The following is a 20499-nucleotide window of genomic DNA, read 5'->3' on the forward strand; positions in this document are numbered from 1 at the left end:
AGGGGAGCATGGACCCTGGGTCCGTGCTCCCCGCATCCACCTCTCCCACGGAAGTAGACGAACAATGCGGTTCCGACGCACGACGGCACTCCTGGTCGCCGCGAGCCTGACAGCGGGAGGGGCTGCGCTCGGCGCGGCACCCGCACAGGCCGCGGTGCCCAGCCCGGTCCTCTCCTACGACTTCTCCTCGTCCGCCGCCGTCGGCTCCGCCGTGGGCGCGGGCACGACCCTGACCGACTCCGCTGCCGGCCGCTCCGCCACCGTGCGCGGGACCGGAGCGACGACCGTCGCCGGTCCGCGCGGCGGCACCGACCGCGCACTCCGCCTCCCCGGCGGCGCCGCAGGGAGCTCCGCCGCCTACGCCGAGATCGCGCCGGGACTGACCACGGCGGCCACCACCGACGTGACCATGTCGGCCTGGCTGCGCTGGGAGGGGAACCAGAACTGCAGCTGGGCGTACGCGCTCGGGCAGTCGACCGAGCGGTACCTCTTCACCACGCCCCAGTGCGGAAGCAGCCTGATCGGTGCCGTGAAGAACGGCTCGGAGCAGCGCGCGGCCGACTCCGGTCCCGCCGCCACCGGCCGCTGGAGCCACGTCGCCGTGGTCCTGCGCAGCGGCGTCAGCGTCTCGACCTACGTCGACGGCCGGCTCGCCCAGACCACCCCGACCTCCGCGACCGGAGCGGCGACTGTCGGCACCTCCGCCTTCTCCGGCCTCCTCGGCAAGTCGTTCTACGGCCCCGACCCTCTCTTCGCCGGGGCGATGGACGACGTGCACGTCTACTCCTCCGCACTGACCCAGGACCAGGTGCGCGAGGACGCGGCTCCGGCCGCTGCCGCGATCGCTGCATCGGACGCCGCCGCGGCGACCATCGCCGTGACCGGACCCGTCACCAGCGACCTCTCCCTCCCGACCCGCGGCGCGGGCGGCTCCGTCCTCACCTGGGCGAGCAGCGACCCCGCGGTGATCGGCACCGACGGCTCCGTGCGCCGCCCGGCACCCGGCTCGGCGAACGCCACCGTGACCCTGACCCCGACCGCGACGTTCGCCGGATCCGCCGCCACCGGCACCGCGCGAACCGTCACCGTCGCCGCCGACACCGAGGCCGACGCCACGGCGCGCCTGCGCACCGCCCTCGTCGTCCCGCCGACCGTCGCCTCCGGAACCGCTCTTCCCACGGTCGCCGGCTACACCGTGTCGTGGAGCGCGGACGGTGCCGGCCTGTCCGGCAGCCGCCTCGTGAACGACTCGGCGACCGACCGGGCACTCGCGCTCACCGCCTCCGTGAAGGTCGGCGCCACCACGCTGACGAAGACCTTCCGCACCACCGTCCTCAGCGCCTCCACGGCGAAGACCGTGGTGTCGTACACCCGGACGCCGACCGGCGAGGACAAGGCGAACCAGGACACGATCGCCCGCGGCCTCCACCTGGCACTCGGCTCGTCCGTCGCCGACGCAGCACCGCTCTCGGGCAACTCGGGAGTCCTCTTCGCCGACGGGGTCTTCCTCGGAACCGACAAGGCCGACAACCGCGGCCTCGCGAACCCCTCGCTGTTCACCTTCGCCGACGGCACCGTCGGCGTGATCGCCACGCGCGTCCTGCAGTCGGGCGCGTCCGACGGCACCGGGGACTCGAGCGCTCTGATCTTCAAGGCCACGGACGCCACCGCGTCCGACTTCACCGAGCTCGGCCTCATCGACCTCGGCACCACCGGCGGCGTCGTCGCGCCGAAGGCCGTCTACGACACGGACCAGAACCGCTACCTCGTCTCCTGGACGGACTCCTCCGGGGCGGCGAAGTACACGACCGTCACGGACCTCGCCCGCACCGAGCTCCGCGCGCAGGCGTTCTGGCCGAAGGACGGCGGCCGTCGCAGCGTCGTCGTGACCGACGGGAACCGCGGTGCGGTCCTCGGTGGAAGCCCCGCCACCGTCGCCGCTCCCGACCTCTCCGGAGTCCCGGGCCGCGTCGCCGACGCTCTGCCGGGCGGCGCGCTGACCGTCTCCGGCTCCGTCGCCGACTCGCTCGTGAAGAAGTTCGGCCGCACGGTCAACACCGGATCCTCGGTCGCACCGCAGACGATCGATCAGGGCGACACCTCCGCCCTGTCCGGAGTGAAGGCGCAGCTCTCATACAACGACGGCTCGACCGGCAGCCTCGGCATCGACTGGAACCAGCAGCAGCTCGCCGACCTCGCCGCGAAGGGCCCGGGAACGTACGACCTCTCCGGGACCGTCCGCCAGCGGCAGTACAACGAGCCGTTCGCCTACAACCGCGCGGATCCGACGATCTACCGCTACGAGCGCAACGGGAAGACGCAGTACCTCTTCACCGCCACGGACGACACGAACAACAACAACGTCGCCTCGCAGCACCTGCCGATCCGGGTCGCCGACAGCATCGACCAGCTCAGCGACGACAACGGCGGACGGGCCCGTGAGGTGGACCTCCTCAACCGCACCACGCGGATGGACCGCACCGCCGAGGGCAAGGTGATCGCGGGCTGCTACTGGGCCCCCGAGATCCACGAGATCGGCGGCAAGCTCTCCATCCTGTTCGCCCCGTGCTTCAACCCGGACAACGACCAGTCGAACCAGAACGGTCAGTGGTTCACGGTGCAGGCGCACATCATGCAGCTGCGCGACGGCGGAGACCCCGCGAACCCCTCCGACTGGAGCGCGCCGCGCGCCGTCGTGAAGAGCGACGGGAGCGCCCTCGGACGCCCCGGCACGGGACGCAACATCAGCCTCGACATGACCTACTTCGAGTCCGGTGGAACTGCGTACTACGCCTGGTCCCAGCGCTACGTCGACAACGGAGTGAGCGACCCGGCGACCTGGATCGCCAAGGTCGATCCCGCGAACCCCACCCGCGTCATCGGCGAGCCGACCCCGATCATCGTGCCCTCGCTGACGTTCGAGGACCACCTGTCCGAGGGAGCGTTCGCGATCCAGCGCGACGGGAGGATCACGCTCGTCTACTCCAGCAGCGGCGTCAGCCCGAAGTACATCGTGGGCGGCGCCTGGGCGAAGGAGGGCAGTGACTTGACCGACATCGCGAGCTGGACCAAGTACGACGCCCCGCTCCTGCAGAGCGTCCCCATGCCCAACGGCGTCCTCGACTACCGCACCTACGAGCAGGGTCCCGGCCACGGAGCCGTCACCCAGGACGAGGACGGCAACGACGTGTACGTCTACCACACCTGGGGCAACGGAGTCGGGGGTGACGGCCGCGACACCCGTCTCGCCCGCATCCACTACGCCGCCGACGGCCGGCCGGTCTTCGACCTGACGCCGACGGAGGAGGTCGCACCCGCGAACCGGACTGTGACCGCCAAGGTCACCGTCACGTCGCCCCTGACCGTGACCGCCACGGCGTCGACCCGCTGCGTCAGCGGGAAGGTCGTCCTGACCACTGTGGTCAAGAACGACAGCCGCTCGATCATGGACATCACGACGGTCACCGCCTTCGGCTCGAAGACCGTGACCGGAGTCGCTCCGGGATCGTCCGCGTCGAGCGCCGTCACCACCCGAGCGGTCTCGATCCCCGCGGGGTCGGTGGCCGCGACAGGAAAGGCCGTCGTCGACGGGAAGACGGTCAGCACGCAGACGAGCGTCGACTACCCGGCGCGCAGCTGCCGTTGAGAAGGCGGGGGAGCGGGCGCCACGATCGCCCGCTCCTCCGCTGTCCCGCCCCGACCGGCACTGCGCCCGACCTGCAGCGCCGCCACCTCTGGAGGACGACCGACGAGATGCACCACAGAGTGAGAACCAGGACCGTCCCGACCACCGGGCTCGTGCTGACGAAGGTCGTGCAGTCGCACCCCCTCACCGAGGAGAAGGACGACGGAGCGGCCGGGAGCGCAGCTGCCGTCGGAGGACACGACCTCCTGCTGATCAACGGCAACGCCCTCCCTCTCTCCTGAGCCCCCCTGCGCCGTACGGACGGGTCCTCGACCCTGATCGCCCGACGATCCCGCCGCGGCGGCATCACCACCGGCTGCGGACCGGGGCGGCGATCGGGCCGTATCCTGCTGTCCGGACCGATCGCTGATGTGCGAACCTCTCCTGAGCGGACTCCCGGATGCGGGCCGACCGTGACCGGTCCGGCCCGTTCCTCTCGTTGCAGCAGGAGACCGCCGTTCCCCAGGAGATACCCGTGATGCGCCTCGATCGATTCCTCGTGTCCCTGGCACGCTCTGCGCGGTGCACGAACCGCTGCGGAGCCTGCGGGCTCGACTGCAGCATCGACGTCTTCATCCTGATCGCGCTCGCGACCGGAGAGAACCGCGACGAGACCCGCCTGCGAGCAGTCCTCGACCTCCGCTCCGGCGACCGTGTCGAGGTCCTCGAGGTGCGCAAGCGGCTCCTCCGGCTCTCCCGCCGGGGCCTGGTGCTCCTGGAGAGAGGCAGGAGGACCGCACTGCAGCGCATCGAGCGCTTCTCGATCACGCGCGACGGCCGGGCCTTCCTGGCGTCCCACGCGAGAGCGCTGGACCTCCTCGCCGAGGAGATCCACGTCGCGCTGCTGTCCCGCTGACGAGCGGAGTGCCTGTGCGGGCGCACGCGGGACGTCTCCTGGTCGGCCGTCGTCGGACCGGTCGTGTCGGTGACGCTCCACGTGGCGCGACTTCGACATGGACGTCGCCTCCGGCTGCGTCCTGAGCGCTCCGGGGCAGCACGAGGCGTCGCCGACCATCCTGGGCGCCGCGTTCGCGACCGTGCTGCCGTGGCGCGACGCGATGGCGGCGCTCCTCGAGGAGGCCGTCCCTGCTGCATCCTCAGCAGTGCGAGGCCGGCCTGGGGCTCGCCTCGACCCAGGAGCCGGGTCCGGGGACAGGCCTGTCCTGATCCTCGACCGCAGAAGGAAGAGTCTCGGTCCCGGTCGAGCTCCTCCGACCGGGATCCGCCTCGCGCCGGAAAGTGCCCTTCGTGCATCACCCCGTGCTGGAGAGCTGGATGATCTCGGAGATCACCGCGGCTCGAGTGTCGTCCGGTATCCGATCGCCTCCGAGGGAGTGGTGTGACCACAGGCCGTCAGCGGCAAGACAGGCGATGAACTGGCGGAGAGCGATCGGATCGGTCGCGGTCTCCTCTGCGGAGGGCGTCCACCTTCGGCGCACCTCCGCTACCGGCGCTCGGAGAGCGGTGTCGCTGCCCGTGGCCTGGAGGAGTCCGATCTGCATGTGCGTCGACGGCGTCAGGGCGACGGTGACGTAGGCACTCACGCGCTCCGTCAAGGTGGCCTCGTCCGCCGTCTTCCCCGCGACGTCGATCAGCTGGGCTTCCCAGCCGGCCGCGACGTGCTCCTGGAGAGCATGGGCGAGATCGGCTCGATCGCGGAAGTGGTACATCATTCCGCCGCGTGTCAGCCCAGCCTCTTCGGCAGTCGCTTCGAGCGTGACGCGGACAGATCCTTCCCGCGCCGCGGCGCGTACCGTGGCGTCGAGGATCCGAGTCCGGTTGTTGGGTCGCGTCGCGCGAGGAGACGTCCGAGGAGAGGGCAGGACCTCCTCACCGCTGGGTGGGTTCGATTCCATGTCGTGATCGATTCCGCCGCTCCCTCGGTCCGAGTGAGCGGCTAGGGACGGCGGGTGCTGAGGCGGCCCGGAGGGTGTCGACGCGGCCGCACGAGCGGGTGCGACAGCGTCGGCCGCCAGTTTGCCATCCTCTCCTGCCGACGTCGGAAGGTGAGGCCCGACCCCCTCGGTGTCGAACTGTCCTGACGACGGCGCTGGTGCCTCTTCGTCAACCTGGTCTTCGTCGCCTTCGGCCTCGTCGGCGGGGCTCTCGTGCTCCGCGAGAGCAAGGCGGAAGGAGACAACCGCTACGACGTCTGGGGAACCGTCACGGTGACCCTGGGACTGGGCGCGATCGTCTACGGGTTCACGCGGGCTGAGCACGGATGGGGCGCGATCGACACCGTCGCCTTCCTCGCACTCGGCATCGTCCTGCTGACCGTCTTCGTGCTCATCGAACGCAAGGTCGACCAGCCGTTGCTGCCCCTGCGCGTCATCCTGCGTCGTGTGCGAGGCGGCGCGATCCTGATCCAGGCCGCCAATGGCGCCGTGATGATCGGGGCCATCCTCTATCTCGCGTTCTACTTCCAGATCGTGGTCGGAATGGGACCGCTGATGGCAGGGCTCGCGAACCTCGCCATGACCGTCGCGATCATGGCGTTCTCGCCCGTCACCACGAAGATCCTCAACACGTTCGGCCCCCGACCCCTGATGATCGTCGGGCCGCTCGTCTCGGCAGCAGGGCTCTTCCTGCTCCTCGGCATCACCCCGGACGGAAACTACTTCCTCCAGGTCCTGCCCGCCCTGGTCGTGCTCGGAATCGGACTCTCCATGCTCTTCGTGCCCGTCCAGAACCTCGCCCTTCTCGGGGTCGAGAACGAGGACGCCGGAGTGGCCTCCGCCGTCGTCAACTCCGTCTTCCACATCGGCGGGTCCATCGGTCTCGCGGTGTTCACCGTGTTCTACGCGAGCACCGCGGACTCCGCCATCGCGTCCGGAACGGCCGAGCTCACCGCATTCACCGACGGCTACAAGGCCGTGTTCCTGGCCGCAGCAGTGACCATGGTCGCCGCCTCTCTCACCGGATTCCTCCTCATCCGAGGGAAGAAGGAAGATCTGAACCCCGCCTGGGACGAGGCGGAGGCCGCCCTCGTCCACTGAGACGATGCCGAAGGGGCGGGCCGGTTCGTGCAGCAGCGGCAGACCGGCTCGCCTCTTCCCGTCCGACTCACGACACCCCGTACGTCGCCGACCGACGACCTCCCCTCGATGGGGAGTCGTTCGTGGATCGCAACGGTCCGGTCGTCCGACGCGGCCGCGTCATCCGGTGGGTCTTCTCCCGCGATGCCGGCTGCACCGCCGAGATCATCGAGGGTCGCGACCCGGTCGCCCGGCACATCACCGCAGACCGGAACGACGACGCCCGGCCGCCCTCAGGTGAGAGGCGGCCGGGCGTCGTCGGTCGGAGGACCCGGTCAGGTCAGCCGCAGCGGAGCGCCGGGTAGGCGGCGCTCACGGGAGCGGAGGCGCTGCCGACGGTGGCGACCCCCTGGACGGTGCCGGCGGCGACCGAGGCGGCCCGCGTGGTCACGGCCAGCGAGGCGGTCCGGCCCGCATCGATCTGCTGCGTCTTCGCGCCCCACAGGGTGTTCCAGCGGAGGTCGGCGGTCGACGCGGCCTTGTTGACAGTGGTCAGCGTGACGACCACCTTGCCCGCGACGCAGCGAGCCGCTGCAGTGGCGGTGACGGGCACAGCCGGCGCCTTCACGGTGATCGTCGCCGTGACGGTGCGGTTGGCCGAGGCCACCTCCTGCTCCTTCGAGAGCGAGAGGTCGAGCCGGCCGCTCGCGCGGATGTTCACGCCCTTGAACCAGGTGTTGCGGTCCGAATCGAACAGGCCGCCCGCGTTCTGCGGATCGGTCGCCGTGTGCGGGTCCGGGTAGGGGCGGGCGTGGTAGGCGAGGAGCAGGTTGCCCGACTCGTCCTCGACGAACGAGTTGTGCCCGGTGCCGGCCTGCTGGCGCGAGAAGTACTGCGTCTCGTCCGCGCCGAGGCGGCCCAGGTAGGTGTCCTCGGTGTCCAGCACGGGGAACGCGGTCTGCGTCCACGTCGCGGGGTTGAGGAGGTCGGCACTCGCGTCGGCCGTGAGCAGGCCGAGCGAGTAGTACTTGTCGACCGTTCCGCCCGAGTAGGTGAGGTACATGCGTCCTCCCTTGGACACGATGAACGGCGCCTCGACGACGCCCTGGTCGTTGCCCTCGGTGGTGTCGGACGGGGTCGGCGAGCGCTTGCCCGACTCCCACGGCTGGCTCTCGCCGTAGATGCGGGTGACCGCACCGGTGACCAGCGGGACGGTGCCCTTGGGCCCCATCGTCGCCTTGGCGAGGGAGAGCGTGTTGCCGTTGGGCAGGACCCAGTAGCCCTGGGTGGCGCCGTTCTCCTGGCGGTCGATGTAGCTGACGTCGAAGGCCGCGCCCTCGAGGACGACCGGCTCGCCCCACTTCGTCTGGTCGAGGAATCCGCCCTCGGCGATCGAGGCGTCGGTCCCGGTGTAGGGGATCAGGACGGTGTTGTCGCACCAGCCGCCCACAGGCGCGTAGCCCTTGTTCATGCCGGCGACGATCCACCAGGTGCCGTTGATCTTGTGGAACTCCTGCGCCCAGATGTATCCGCCCCAGCCGTAGAAGGTGTTCGGGTACTGGCTCTGGCGACCGGGCGTGCCGGCGTCGGGGTCGATCACGATCTGCTCGGGAGCGGAGTCGAGACCGGCGATGGTCTTCGAGCGCTTGAGGCCGATCTTGCGGTAGCTGGAGCTCTCCTCGATCGGGCCGAGCGAGTCCTGACCGTAGTGCGAGCCCGTGAGGTAGTAGTAGCCGTCGTCCTCGTTGAAGAAGACGTGCGGATCCGCGCGGGCCTCGTTGACCATCGCCTCGGGGTCCTGCTGGACGGAGCCCGTGACCCGGTAGGTCCCGGGACGCGAGGTGTCGACGGCGGTGGTCAGATCGTCCTGCCAGTCGACGTTGAGCGACTTGGTCGAGCCGTCGTTGTACTCCATCACGGCCTGCCCCGGGAGCGCTGCGGCGATCGCAGCGGATCCGGCGCCGGAGTCGACGGAGCCGCTGAGCGACTTCACACCGGTGTTCTTCAGGTCGACGTACTCGCGGTAGAACGTGCTGAACTCGGTCGAGGTCAGCGCCGTCTCGCCGGCCTGGCCCTGGGTGAACCCGGCGGGGAGACCCGAGCCCTGGACACCGGGGACGCGGGCGTCGGCGCGGGTGGTCGCTCCGGGAGCGGTGCCGGAGGCGAGGTCCGTGAACAGCGTCACGCGGCCCTCGGTGGTGAGCAGATCGGTCCAGAACAGCTTGTAGACGCCGAGGGCGGAGTCGAAGACGATCCGCGGGTCGGTCACGACCGAGCCCGGCGCGACCCGGAGGACGCGCTGGTCGCGGAACGTGCGGCCGTCGGCGGAGCTCCAGAGGTAGACGGAGTCCGTGGCGTTGTTCTGCGACGAGACCGCGCCGAGCGAGCCGTCCTTCGAGCGGAACAGCAGCGGCGAGCCCATCTGGGCGTTCGGGCGCTGCGCCTGATCGCCGTCCTTGAGGACGGAGAGGATCGACTGCGAGCGGTTCAGCGGCTCCCAGGTGGTCGCGCCGGCGGGCAGTGCGGCCGTGAAGAGCGAGTCCGCGCGACGGTCGTCGTTGTACGCCAGCGGGTCGTCCTTCACTCCGTTCGTCGTGGTGACGGTCTCGACGGAGGTGGCGATGCGCCCGCCGGGCACGGCGAGGGTGCTGTCCCACGCGTAGGTCTGCCCGGCGACGGCTGCCTGGAGGCGGACGGCGACGGGAGCGGTGAGGCCCGAGAGGTTCACGGCGCCGGTGGAGGAGACGCGCGCGGCGCCGGCGCCGGAGGCGGTCCACGTCACGGTGTTCCCGAGGACCTGCGCGGGCAGGTCGCCGAGCACGGTCGTGGGGACGTCGAGGGCGGCGCGCAGGTCGGTCGCCACGGTGCTGCTCGTCGCGCCCAGCTCGGCCCCGGTCAGGGCGCGGTCGTAGACGCGCAGATTGTCGAGGAGTCCGGTGAAGTACTCCCCGCCGCCCCAGTTGGCCTTGCCGATCTGCAGGACTCCGCCGGTCGATCCGAGGACCGTCGCGAGCGAGGGGCCGGCCGTCGTGACGGCGACGGGCTTCGCGTCGACGTAGAGGCGGGCGGTGCCGGCGCTCAGCACGAGATCGACGTGCTTCCACTCCGTGCTGCTCGGGCCGGTGAGGTTGCCCGAGGAGTCGCGGGCGCCGCTGTTGGCGTACCGCTCGACGGTGATGCCGTTCGTCCTGTCGAGGACGCCGACGTACTTCTCCTGGGCGTAGTCCTGGGTCGCGGCCGAGCGAGCGGCGAAGACCGACCAGCCGACGTTGTCCGCGGCGGCGGGCTTGGAGTCGTACGACAGAGTGACGGAGTCGCGACCCTTCAGCAGCGGCTGCCCGTCGGTCGCGGTGAGGTCGAGCCAGAACGAGGACGACAGCGAGACGGCGCTGCCCTGCCCGGTGCGGCCGGCGACGAGGGTCGGCGTGCCCTTCACGGCGGCGCGGGTCGACCTGTCGGTGAAGGCGCCTCCGCTCGGGGCGGTGTCGAAGGTGAAGTCCGCGAGCAGGCTCTGCGCGGGAGTGGTCGCCGCTGTCGCGGCGACGGCGACCGGCACGGCGGCGCCGGCGGCGAGGGCGATCGTCGCGGATGCGGCGAGGGTGGCGGCGAGCAGGCGCGAGGGCCTGCCTCCGCCCGGGGGTCGTGACGTCATCGTCGACGTGTCCTCTCGGGTTCTGCAGCGAACCGGTGGGCGGACGGGGGATCCCGCCTGCGGTGTGGTCTTCGCACGGTACCGGCGATTGTTCACGGTAACAAGGGAGCACGACCGACAGTTGCGAAATTCCCACACCCGTCGGTCGGCCCTTTCACGCAGAAAGCCGTAGCGGGCGGACCGACAGCTCCGCGCCCGCCCCCGCCCCCGCCCCGCCCGGTCAGTGCCCGCGCGCGATCCACTCCTCGCGGTGCGGCGCCTCCGCTCCGATCGTCGTCGAGTCGCCGTGGCCGGTCCGGACCACCGTCGCGGCGGGCAGCGTCAGCAGGCGCTCCGTGATCGAGTCGATGATCGTCGGGAAGTCGCTGTACGAGCGGCCGGTGGCCCCCGGCCCGCCCTGGAAGAGCGTGTCGCCGGTGAACACCGTGCCGAGCGCCTCGGCGACGAAGCAGACGGCGCCGGGGGTGTGGCCCGGGGTGTGCCGCACCTCGAGCTCGACGCCGGCGACGGGCACGATCCGCCCGTCGACCAGACCGCCGCTCGGGGCCGTGCCGGGGTGCACGGCGTCCCACAGCATCCGGTCGGCCTCGTGGAGCAGCACCGGGGCGCCGGTCGCAGCGCGGACTCCCTCGACCGCGTCGAGGTGGTCGTCGTGCCCGTGGGTCAGCAGCACGGCGAGGAGTCGGCGCTCGCCGACGGCCGCGAGGATCGCGTCCGCGTCGTGGGCGGCGTCGATGACGACGCACTCGGAATCGTCGCCGACGATCCAGACGTTGTTGTCGACGTCCCAGGTGCCGCCGTCGAGGCTGAAGGTGCCGCTCGTGACGAGCTGCTCGATCCGCGCGCCCATCAGAGCACCACCACCGAGCGGAGCACGTCGCCGCCGGCCATCGTGGCGAAGGCCTCCTCGATGTCCTCGATCCCGATCCGCTCGCTCACGAACTCGTCCAGGGGCAGGCGGCCCTGGAGGTAGAGGCCGGTCAGCATCGGGAAGTCCCTCTCCGGCAGGCAGTCGCCGTACCAGCTCGACTTCAGCGAGCCGCCGCGGCCGAAGACGTCGAGCAGGGGGATCTCGAGCGTCATCTCGGGAGTCGGCACCCCGACCAGCACCACGGTCCCGGCGAGGTCGCGGGCGTAGAACGCCTGGCGCCAGGTCTCGGGGCGGCCCACGGCGTCGATGACGACGTCCGCTCCGAAGCCGTTCGTCAGGGCCTGCACCGCCGCGACGACGCCCGCCTCGTCGAGGCCGCTGGAGTCGATGACGTGCGTGGCGCCGAGCTTCTCGGCCGCGACCAGCTTCTTGGGGTCCCGGTCGATCGCGATGACCGTGCCGGCGCCCGCGAGAGCGGCGCCGACCACGGCGGCCGTGCCGACTCCTCCGCAGCCGATGACCGCGACGGAGTCGCCGCGCGTCACGTTCCCGGTGTTCATCGCCGCGCCGAGGCCGGCCATGATCCCGCAGCCGAGCAGGCCCACCGCGGCGGGGTCCGCCTCCGGATCGACCTTCGTGCACTGCTTCGCGTGCACGAGGGTCTTCTCGGCGAAGGCGCCGATCCCGAGGGCGGGGCTGAGCTCGGTGCCGTCCTCCAGGGTCATCCGCTGCGTCGCGTTGAAGGTGTCGAAGCAGTACCAGGGCTCGGCCCGGGTGCAGGCCCGGCACTCGCCGCAGACCGCGCGCCAGTTGAGGACCACGAAGTCGCCGACCGCGACATGGGTGACTCCCTCTCCGATCGCGCTGACCCGTCCGGCCGCCTCGTGACCGAGGAGGAAGGGGAAGTCGTCGCTGATCCCGCCCTCGCGGTAGTGGAAGTCGGTGTGGCAGACACCGCAGGTCTCGATGTCGACCACGGCCTCGCCCGGGCCCGGGTCGGGGACGACGATGTCGACGAGCTCCACGGGAGCGCCCTTCGACCGGGCGATGACGCCGCGCACAGTGGTGGGCATGGGGGCTCCTTCGACGGGGGCGTGCAGGTCCGCTCCACAGTAACGACCGCGGGAGGCGGGTGCGCCGGATGGACGCGGGCGCTCCCGCCCACTCCTGGGCCGGGCCGCCCGCCTCGCGGACCGCGACCCTGACAGTCGGTAGGGTGCGGGCCATGCGCACTCTGTACCCCGAGATCGAGCCCCACGACTCCGGCATGCTCGACGTCGGCGACGGCCACTCGCTCTACTGGGAGGTCTCGGGCAACCCCGAGGGCAAGCCCGTCGTGTTCCTGCACGGCGGCCCCGGAGCCGGCACCTCGCCCGCCCACCGGCGGCTGTTCGACCCCGAGAAGTACCGCATCGTGCTGTTCGACCAGCGGATGTGCGGCCGCTCCACCCCGCACGCCGGCGAGCCGGAGGCCGACCTCTCGACCAACACCACCTGGTACCTGGTCGCCGACATCGAGCGCCTCCGCGAGCACCTCGGCGTCGAGCGCTGGCTCGTGCTCGGCGGCTCCTGGGGCTCGACCCTCGCCCTCGCCTACGCCGAGACCCACCCCGAGCGGGTCAGCGAGATCGTCCTCCGCGGGATCTTCACCCTCCGCCGCGCCGAGCTCGAGTGGTTCTACGAGGGCGGCGCCGCCGCGGTCTACCCGGACCTCTGGGAGGGCTACACCTCCGTCGTCCCGGCCGGCGAGCGGGGCAGCCTCATCGAGGCGTACTACCGCCTGCTCCACGACGCGGACCCCGCCGTGCACGGCCCCGCCGGTGTCGCCTGGACCACCTGGGAGGCGTCGACCATCACCCTCCTGCAGAAGCCGGAGCTGATCGCGGACTGGTCCGATCCCGTCTTCGCGCTCGCCTTCGCCCGCATCGAGAACCACTTCTTCGTGCACAGGGGCTGGTTGGAGGAGGGGCAGCTGATCCGCGACGCCGGCGTCCTCCGCGACATCCCGGCCGTCATCGTGCAGGGCCGCTACGACATGTGCACCCCGGCCTTCACGGCCTGGGACCTGCACCGGGCCTGGCCCGAGGCCGACTTCCGGATGATCGCCGACGCGGGCCACGCCTTCGACGAGCCGGGGATCCTCGACGCGCTGATCGAGGCGACGGACCGCTTCGCGTCCTGACGGGCGGGGCGGTCCGCGCCTCGCGGCCGGGATGCCCGGGCGCCCGTGCCTGAGCGTCCCGCGCCCGGTGCCGTCGTGTCCCGGGAGCGGGTCTACCCTGATCAGATGCGCGCGGACGACGCCTCCGGGATGGAGGACTGGCCCACCGGCCGGCTGCTCTCCACCGCCTCCCGGATGGTCGAGCACGCCTGGCACGGCGCCCTCGCCGAGATCGGCCTCACCCACGCCGGCCTGATCGTGCTGCACCTCCTGCAGGCGGGTCCCGTCGCGCAGAAGGAGCTGGCCGCCGCGGCCCACGTCGAGGTGCAGACCATGTCGCGCACCATCGAGCGCCTCGAGCGCGAGGGCCACGTCTCGCGCACCACGGATCCGTCGGACCGCCGCCGGCAGCTCGTCGCGCTCACCGACGTGGGCAGCGAGGCCTGGCGCCGGGCGCACCGCCTCGAGGTCGACATGTTCCCGGGCTCGCTCGAGCACGGCCCCCTGCGCGAGGCGCTGCTCGAGATCATCCGCTCGGCCAGCGAGTCGCGCTGGGGCTGACCGCAAGCCCGAGCGGAGCCCGTCCGCGGAGCGCTAGCTTCGTCGGCATGACCTTCAACGACGACTCCCAGCTCAGCGGCGGCAAGGTCCGCCGTCGCGGCCGCACCACCGGCATCGCCGTCGGCGGGGGCGCGGTGGGCGTGGTCGTGCTCGCGCTGCTCTCGCAGCTGCTCGGCGTGAACCTCTCGGGCCTCGGCGAGGTGTTCGGCGGAGGCGGGTCCTCGCCGGAGGGCGTCACCTCCACCGCGGTGGCCTGCGACAGCGGCGCCGACGCGAACACGCAGGTCGACTGCCGCCTCGAGGGTGCGGCTGAGTCGCTCGACCGCTACTGGGGCGAGCAGACTCCGACCCTCGGAGTCGCCTACACGACCCCGACCGGCGTCGACCTGTTCGAGGACAGCACCACCACCGGCTGCGGGAGCGCGACCGCCGCGGTCGGCCCGTTCTACTGCCCGCCGGATCGGACGATCTACCTCGACACCGACTTCTTCGACGAGCTGCGCACCCGGTTCGACACCTCGGGTGGATCGCTCGCGCAGATGTACATCCTCGCCCACGAGTGGGGCCACCACATCCAGAACCTGACCGGCGCGATGGAGTCGGCGGACCGCTCCGGCACCGGCCCCGAGTCGGACTCGGTGCGCCTCGAGCTGCAGGCCGACTGCTTCGCCGGAGCCTGGGTGGGCGACGCCTCGACGGTGCCCGACGAGACCGGCACGCCCTACCTCAAGCCGGTGACGGCGCAGGAGTACCAGGACGCGCTCGGCGCCGCGGCCGCCGTCGGCGACGACCGCATCCAGGAGCAGGCCACCGGCACCGTCGATCCGGAGGGGTGGACGCACGGCTCGGCCGAGCAGCGCCAGCGCTGGTTCCAGGCCGGCTTCGAGGGCGACGCCATCGACTGCGACACCTTCGCCGCCGCGCAGCTCTGACCCGGCGCCGCTGAGCGCTCCTCGCCGCTCGATGAGGACCCGCGCGGGTCAGGACACGGAGTCGGCCGGCTCCTCCATGTACCACTCGGTGAACGAGCGCGCCCGCCCGTCAGGGGCGAAGCGGATGACCCAGAGGTTCAGGTAGGTGCGGTCGCCCGGATAGACGGTGCGCGCCTCCACCACGGCGGTCTCCTCCGTCAGCGCGACCAGGCCCCACGCGAACGTCGGGTCGGCGGGCTCCTCCTCCGCCAGCCACCACTCCACGATCGCGTCGCGCGGAGTGATCGCGTCGCGGTGCGGCGCCGTGAAGTACTCGGCGTCCTCGGTGAACAGTGCGGCCACATCGGCCGCGTCGTCCGTGGCCCAGGCCTTCTCGTAGCCGGTGATCCAGCTCTCGATGTCGATCATCCGCCCATCCTCGTCCTGCCCGACGCGCGCGGGAAGGAGGAGGAGGGAACAAAGCGGCGGCCCGCGCTGTTGAGCCCCGAGCCGGTCGAAAGCAGAGCCGAGCGATACGATCCCGCCGACGACGGCCCGCCCGCCGCCGCGGTCCGGGTGCACGTCCGCCGCCGACACGAAGGACAGCCGTGCCCGACTCCGACAGACGCTCCCTGACCCGCTCGCCGGACCCGCGCCTCATCACCGCCGTCCTCGCCTTCGCGGGGATGAGCGCCTCCTTCATGCAGACCCTGGTCGTCCCGATCCAGTCCGAGCTGCCGACGCTGCTCGGCGCCGACCGCACCGAGACCGCGTGGGTGATCACCGCGACGCTGCTGAGCGCCTGCATCCTCACCCCGGTCTCGGGCCGCCTCGGCGACCTCTACGGCAAGCGGCGGATGGCCGTGGCCGCGCTGGTCGTGCTCGTGATCGGCTCGATCGTGTGCGCCTTCGCGGGCGACGTGTGGACGCTGGTCGTGGGCCGGGCCCTCCAGGGCGCGGTGATGGGCGTCATCCCGCTCGGCATCTCGATCCTCCGCGACACCCTCCACCGCGACCGGCTCCCCGGTGCGATCGCCCTGGTCAGCGCGACCCTCGGCATCGGCGGCGCGCTCGGCCTGCCGCTCAGCGCCCTCATCGCGCAGAACACCGACTGGCACGTCCTGTTCTGGATGTCCGCGGGCCTCGGCGTCCTCGACATCGTCCTCGTCCTCCTGGTCGTGCCGGTGTCGACACTGCGCTCGCCCGGCACCTTCGACGTGGTCGGCACGATCGGCCTCGCCCTCGGACTGAGCGGCGTGCTGATCGCCGTCTCGCGCGGCAACGACTCCGGCTGGACGAGCCCCGCGATCCTCGGCTCCGGCCTCGGCGGCATCGCCGTCCTGCTCCTCTGGGGCTGGTACGAGCTGCGGCAGGAGAGCCCGCTCGTCGACCTCCGGGTGGCCGCCCGCCCCGCCGTGCTCTTCACCAACCTCGCCTCGGTCGCGGTCGGCTTCGCGTTCTTCGGCGCCCAGATCACCCTGCCGCAGCGCCTCGAGCTGCCCGCCGCGTCCGGCGTCGGCTTCGGCCTGAGCCTGATCGTGGCGAGCCTCGTGCTCGCCCCCTCGGGCCTGGCGATGATGGCGACGTCCCCGCTCGCCGCCCGCCTCTCGGCGCAGTCCGGGCCGCGGCTCGTGCTGATCGCCGGCTCCGGGCTGATCGCGGTCTCGTACCTGCTGATCCTCCCGTTCGGCGGCGAGGTGTGGCAGATCCTGGTGATCAACGCCCTCATCGGTGTCGGCCTGGGCCTCGCCTACGCCGCGATGCCGACGCTCATCATGCACGCCGTCCCCGCCTCCGAGACCGCCGCCGCGAACGGGCTGAACTCGCTGATGCGCACCCTCGGCACGACGCTCTCCTCCGCCGTGACCGCGGGCGTGCTCGCGCAGCTGACCGTGTCCGTCGGCGACGTGCAGCTGCCGAGCTCGCAGGGCTTCGAGACCACGTTCGTGATCGGCGCGATCGGAGCGCTGGTCGCCGTCGCCCTCGGGCTGCTCATCCCGCGGGCGCCCCGCCCGGAGGCGCGACCCGCTCTGCCCTGACCGGACCGCGCGTCGTCGGCCGCGAGTGCTCCTCGCTGAGGAGACCTGGTCGCGGCCGGCGACGCGCGTCCGCTACTCGTCCTCGAGAAGCATCCGCTCGATCTGCAGCTCGCGCAGCCGCGTCGAGGCCTGCAGGTTCTCGCGCGCGGCGAGCACCAGGCGGCACAGCAGCACCAGCAGCACGATCGCGAGCACCGCGACGGCCGTCACGACGACTCCGTACAGCGCGGTCAGGACTCCCCAGGTCTGGATCATCCCTCGACGCTACGAAGCCGCGCCCGCCCTCGCGTCCCCCGCCCGACGGAGTGCGCAGGGCGAGGCGAGCGGCCCGTGCAGGGGCAGTGGACGCGCAGAGCCCGGCCCGCGACGGCTCAGCCCGCGAACGCCCCGCGGTACGCCCGCGCCGGGTGCGTCGCCGGCAGCTCGTCCGTCCCGAACAGCTTGCGGCGCAGCGTCCCCTCGGCGTACTCGGTCTGCGCGAGGCCCCGCTCCTGGAGCACCGGCATCACCCGGTCGACGAACTCCTCGTAGCTGCCGGGCAGGATCCAGTTGACGACGTTGATCCCGTCGATCCCCGCGTCGCGCCAGCCCGCCAGGTGGTCGGCGATCTGCTCGGGAGTGCCGACGACCCGTCCGCGCAGCTTCGCCGAGAGCCGGGCCAGGTCGCGGACGGTCGGCTCGCGGTCGGGGGAGGCGTCCCGGATCCACTGCAGGTGGCTCTGGCCGGCGTAGGTCTCGATCGCCGAGAGCGGCAGGTCGGGGTCGAGCTTCTCGCCCGTCGCCGGGTCGAAGCCGAGGTTCGAGTGCACGAGAAAGGCGTCGGAGGAGAGGTACTCGTCGATCTCGCGCTCAGCGCGGCGCGCCTCCTCCTCCGTGTCGCCGGTGATGAAGGAGAGCCCCAGGTAGAAGGAGGGTGCTCCCGCTCCGCGACCGGCCGCCGCGGCGAGGGCCCGCGTGTCCTCGATCAGCTCGCGGGTCTTCTCCGGCGACCCCGAGAACACGAACTGCGCCTCCGCGTTCCGCGCGGCGAAGCGCCGGCCCGCGGGGGAGGAGCCGGCCTGGAAGAGCACGGGCGTGCGCTGGGGGGACGGAGCCGAGAGGTGCGGCCCCTGCACGCGGTAGCGCTTCCCGACGTGGTCGATGCGGTGGATGCGCGCCGGGTCGGCGAAGGAGCCGCTCTTGTCGCGCAGGAGCGCGCCGTCGTCCCACGAGCCCTCCCACAGCTTGTAGACCACGTCGAGGTACTCCTGCGCCCAGGCGTAGCGCTCGTCGTGCTCCTCGAGCCGGTCGTAGCCGAAGTTGCGGGCCGCGCCGTCGAGGGCGCTGGTGACGATGTTCCAGGCTATCCGCCCCTTCGAGAGGTGGTCGAGGGTCGAGACCTTCCGGGCGAAGTCGAACGGATGCGACTGCAGCACCGAGCTCGTGAACGCGAAGCCGAGGTGCTCGGTGCTCACCGCCAGGGCCGAGAGCAGCACCGACGGGTCGTTGCTGGGCAGCTGCAGCCCCTCGCGGGCGTTGACGTCCCAGTCGCCGTCCGCCGGACCGTAGAGCCCCGCCACGTCGGCGAAGAACATCGCGTCGAAGCGGCCGCGCTCCAGCGTCCGGGCGAGGTCGATCCAGAGCTGCACGTCGTCGAACTCGTGCTGCCGGGCGTCGGGGTGGCGCCAGAGGCCGTGCTGGATGTGGGAGGCGGTGTTCATGACGAACGCGCAGAAGCGCAGCGGGCGGGGCTCGGTGATCACGCTCCCAGGCTAGGCCGGGCGCCTCCCACCGGTCTCGAACGACTCCGCGCGTAGGGTGTCCGACTGTGGAATCCCGCATCCCCGAACCCGCGCACGCCGTCCCTCCGCTGACGGACGCCGTCGCCGAAGCGCTCGACGCCACCACCGTCGCCGAGATCCGCGCCCTGCGCGACGACTTCGCGCGCTTCATGCTCCAGTACAAGTTCGGGATGGACGAGATCGTCACGAAGGTGTCGATCCTGCAGGAGGAGTTCCGCGAGCTGCAGGAGTACAACCCGATCGAGCACGTCACGAGCCGGCTCAAGTCGGCCGACAGCCTGATCGAGAAGATCGAGCGCAAGGGCTGCGAGACGACCTTCGACGGCATCGCCGACGCGATCACCGACATCGCCGGCGTGCGGATCACCTGCAGCTTCGTCTCGGACGTCTACCGCGTCTTCGACCTGCTCACCTCGCAGTCCGACGTGACGGTGCTCGAGGTGAAGGACTACATCGCCGAGCCGAAGGAGAACGGCTACAAGAGCCTGCACGCGATCGTCGAGGTGCCCGTGTTCCTCTCCGGCGGATCGGTCGACGTCTGCGTCGAGGTGCAGTTCCGGACCATCGCGATGGACTTCTGGGCGAGCCTGGAGCACAAGATCTACTACAAGTACGACCGCCAGGTCCCGCAGGAGCTCCTCGACGGCCTCGCCGACGCGGCCCGCACCGCCGCCACCCTCGACGCCGACATGGAGCGCCTCCACCGCCAGGTCCGCGGCCCGCTGCCCGGGGCGCGCACCTACGACGTCTGACGCGCCGCCCCACGCCCCCGATCGGGCCGCCCCGACTCCTGCCGATCGAGCACCCCGCGCAGCGGGCCTCTCGAGATCCCCCTACGGAGTCAGCAGCGGCAGCAGCGCCAGCAGCAGCACCGCGGAGCCGTTCAGTGTCGCGTGCGAGACGATCGCCGCTCCGAGCCGCCCGGTGATCGTCGCGATCCAGCCGTGCGCGAGTCCCGCGGTGACCGTGGTCACGCCGAGCGTCACGATCGTCGCCGGGTTCACCATCTGGTGCCCGTGCAGCAGGGCGAAGACCGCCGTGGACGCCAGGATGCTGAACACCATCGCCCAGACCCGGCGGCCGCGGGTGGGCGGCGCCGACTCCGCGGAGCCCCGGAGCATCCGGTTCCGCACCGCGCGCATCACGACGCCGCGGCAGAGGACCTCCTCGACCAGCGGCGCGACGACGACGGGGATGAGGACCGAGCTCAGCACGAACCACAGCGGGTCGGGGTCGATGTCGAGGTTCCCCTGCGCGTCCTGGAGGAGCGGAGCGAACGCGGCGAGCACGAACAGGATCACGACGCGCACCGCGATGCCGAGCCCGATCCCGATGGGCACGTCGATCCAGCGGAACCGCAGCCCGAAGTCGGCCGCCATCGTGCCCAGCCCGCGGAGCCGAGACGCCGCGAACGGGACGATCAGCGCGACGAGGTAGCTCGCGAGCGCCCCCGCGAAGGCGAGTCCGGCGGAGTAGGGGAGCACGCCGAACCCGAACAGCAGGATGAGCACGGCCAGCGGCAGGACGATCCCGACGATCGTGAGCACGGCGGTCGGCAGGCCCCAGCGGACCCGAGGATCGGGCAGGTAGAGGAGGGAGGAGTAGGGCGCCTGGACCGAGGGGAGAGGCTCGGCCGGCCACGAGGGCGCTGCAGCGGAGTCGGGCGCGAGCGTCGCGGGATCGGGCGGCGGGAAGGCGTCGGGTTGCATGGCCGGGCCAGCCTACGCAGACCGCCTGGACGGGATCCGGGCTGCCGTCACTGCTCGGCGCGGTCCGGATCGGCAGGACGGGCGCACGTAGCGGATCGCGACGGCGAGGACCTCCGGGTACGAAGAAACCCCCGCCATGTAGAAGCTAGGCGAG

17 protein-coding genes are annotated in these 20499 nt (G+C 71.6%); 9 read left to right on the forward strand and 8 right to left on the reverse strand.

Translation table 11 applies throughout. The features are described from left to right. The first annotated feature begins 64 nt into the window (after positions 1-64). The 3 genes from C5D09_RS08955 (at position 65) to C5D09_RS08960 (ending at position 4541) form a co-directional block, all read left to right on the forward strand. Entirely contained in the window at positions 65-3646 is a 3582-nt protein-coding gene (locus C5D09_RS08955) for a LamG-like jellyroll fold domain-containing protein (RefSeq protein WP_104269125.1), read from the forward strand. A 119-nt stretch (positions 3647-3765) separates the two neighbouring features. After that, complete coding sequence (locus tag C5D09_RS17495; protein ID WP_181027229.1) at positions 3766-3927, forward strand: hypothetical protein; 162 nt, start codon at positions 3766-3768, stop codon at positions 3925-3927. A gap of 233 nt (positions 3928-4160) precedes the next feature. Next, the gene (locus tag C5D09_RS08960) at positions 4161-4541 is read left to right on the forward strand and encodes a hypothetical protein (protein ID WP_104249689.1); all 381 of its coding nucleotides are present in this window, start codon (positions 4161-4163) and stop codon (positions 4539-4541) included. A gap of 397 nt (positions 4542-4938) precedes the next feature. Here the strand turns inward: C5D09_RS08960 and C5D09_RS08965 are convergent, their stop codons facing one another. Further along, positions 4939-5541 carry a TetR/AcrR family transcriptional regulator gene (locus C5D09_RS08965; RefSeq protein WP_104269126.1) on the reverse strand — a complete coding sequence of 201 codons (603 nt, stop codon included), beginning with the start codon at positions 5539-5541 and terminating at the stop codon, positions 4939-4941. Positions 5542-5793: 252 nt separating this feature from the next. Between C5D09_RS08965 and C5D09_RS08970 the strand changes: the two genes are divergently transcribed. Beyond that, on the forward strand, positions 5794-6681 hold the full coding sequence (locus C5D09_RS08970) for an MFS transporter (protein WP_374953806.1): 888 nt from the start codon (positions 5794-5796) through the stop codon (positions 6679-6681). A 319-nt stretch (positions 6682-7000) separates the two neighbouring features. On the opposite strand, the gene C5D09_RS08980 is transcribed toward C5D09_RS08970, so the two are convergent. The 3 genes from C5D09_RS08980 to C5D09_RS08990 form a co-directional block, all read right to left on the reverse strand. Next, positions 7001-10312, reverse strand: coding sequence for a family 43 glycosylhydrolase (locus C5D09_RS08980; protein WP_104269128.1), 3312 nt, complete (start codon positions 10310-10312; stop codon positions 7001-7003). Positions 10313-10532: 220 nt separating this feature from the next. Next, on the reverse strand, positions 10533-11162 hold the full coding sequence (locus tag C5D09_RS08985) for an MBL fold metallo-hydrolase (protein WP_104262335.1): 630 nt from the start codon (positions 11160-11162) through the stop codon (positions 10533-10535). Then, entirely contained in the window at positions 11162-12256 is a 1095-nt protein-coding gene (locus C5D09_RS08990) for an S-(hydroxymethyl)mycothiol dehydrogenase (RefSeq protein WP_104226021.1), read from the reverse strand. The genes C5D09_RS08985 and C5D09_RS08990 overlap by 1 nt, the downstream gene beginning before the upstream one ends. 152 nt (positions 12257-12408) lie before the next feature. On the opposite strand from C5D09_RS08990, the gene pip reads away from it, so the two are divergent. The 3 genes from pip (at position 12409) to C5D09_RS09005 (ending at position 14837) form a co-directional block, all read left to right on the forward strand. Continuing rightward, positions 12409-13365 (forward strand): prolyl aminopeptidase, encoded by a 957-nt coding sequence (pip, locus tag C5D09_RS08995; protein WP_104226020.1) that lies wholly within the window; start codon positions 12409-12411, stop codon positions 13363-13365. 105 nt (positions 13366-13470) lie between these two features. Continuing rightward, positions 13471-13905: a MarR family winged helix-turn-helix transcriptional regulator gene (locus tag C5D09_RS09000; protein ID WP_104247849.1), complete on the forward strand. Its 435-nt coding sequence runs from the start codon at positions 13471-13473 to the stop codon at positions 13903-13905. Positions 13906-13952: 47 nt separating this feature from the next. After that, positions 13953-14837 (forward strand): neutral zinc metallopeptidase, encoded by an 885-nt coding sequence (locus C5D09_RS09005; protein ID WP_104247848.1) that lies wholly within the window; start codon positions 13953-13955, stop codon positions 14835-14837. A 48-nt stretch (positions 14838-14885) separates the two neighbouring features. Here the strand turns inward: C5D09_RS09005 and C5D09_RS09010 are convergent, their stop codons facing one another. Next, positions 14886-15245, reverse strand: a complete 360-nt coding sequence (locus tag C5D09_RS09010; RefSeq protein WP_104249695.1) for a nuclear transport factor 2 family protein — start codon at positions 15243-15245, stop codon at positions 14886-14888. A gap of 179 nt (positions 15246-15424) precedes the next feature. Between C5D09_RS09010 and C5D09_RS09015 the strand changes: the two genes are divergently transcribed. After that, complete coding sequence (locus tag C5D09_RS09015) at positions 15425-16855, forward strand: MFS transporter (protein WP_244230520.1); 1431 nt, start codon at positions 15425-15427, stop codon at positions 16853-16855. Between the two features lie 72 nt (positions 16856-16927). On the opposite strand, the gene C5D09_RS09020 is transcribed toward C5D09_RS09015, so the two are convergent. Further along, positions 16928-17110 (reverse strand): hypothetical protein, encoded by a 183-nt coding sequence (locus C5D09_RS09020; RefSeq protein ID WP_104224402.1) that lies wholly within the window; start codon positions 17108-17110, stop codon positions 16928-16930. A 116-nt stretch (positions 17111-17226) separates the two neighbouring features. Then, a complete protein-coding gene (locus C5D09_RS09025; protein WP_374953130.1) occupies positions 17227-18555 on the reverse strand; it encodes an NtaA/DmoA family FMN-dependent monooxygenase in 1329 nt (442 codons plus the stop codon). Between the two features lie 230 nt (positions 18556-18785). Here C5D09_RS09025 and C5D09_RS09030 point away from each other — a divergent pair, with 230 nt between their 5' ends. Beyond that, positions 18786-19388 carry a GTP pyrophosphokinase family protein gene (locus C5D09_RS09030; RefSeq protein WP_104224409.1) on the forward strand — a complete coding sequence of 201 codons (603 nt, stop codon included), beginning with the start codon at positions 18786-18788 and terminating at the stop codon, positions 19386-19388. Between the two features lie 81 nt (positions 19389-19469). On the opposite strand, the gene C5D09_RS09035 is transcribed toward C5D09_RS09030, so the two are convergent. Further along, positions 19470-20345, reverse strand: a complete 876-nt coding sequence (locus tag C5D09_RS09035; protein WP_104262338.1) for a CPBP family intramembrane glutamic endopeptidase — start codon at positions 20343-20345, stop codon at positions 19470-19472. Positions 20346-20499 lie beyond the last annotated feature (154 nt).

The organism is Rathayibacter sp. AY1C9 (genome assembly GCF_002932315.1).
Lineage (GTDB): Bacteria > Actinomycetota > Actinomycetes > Actinomycetales > Microbacteriaceae > Rathayibacter.